1 protein-coding gene is annotated in these 255 nt (G+C 43.5%); it reads left to right on the top strand.

Annotated features, from left to right (window positions below; genetic code table 11):
* Positions 1 to 255, top strand: a 255-nt coding sequence (locus tag LG651_RS15885) for an Ig-like domain-containing protein (RefSeq protein WP_226697049.1), incomplete at both ends; no start/stop codon positions are given.

Consider the following 255-nt stretch of genomic DNA (forward strand, 5'->3'; position numbering starts at 1 on the left):
CAGTAAACTCGGTAAATGATGTACCAACAACAGTAGACGATACGGCAAGTGTAGATGAAGACGATACAGTAAACATTGTAGTATTAGACGACGATAGTTTTGGTGGCGATGGAGCAAGCACAGGAACCATCACTATCACTAGTGGTGCAAGCAATGGTACAGCAACAGTAAACGATGGGGGCACACCAAACGATCCAACGGATGATACGATAGATTACACGCCAAATGCAGATTACAATGGTCCAGATCAAATCA

The organism is Neotamlana sargassicola (genome assembly GCF_020523965.1).
In the GTDB taxonomy this organism is placed as follows: domain Bacteria; phylum Bacteroidota; class Bacteroidia; order Flavobacteriales; family Flavobacteriaceae; genus Neotamlana; species Neotamlana sargassicola.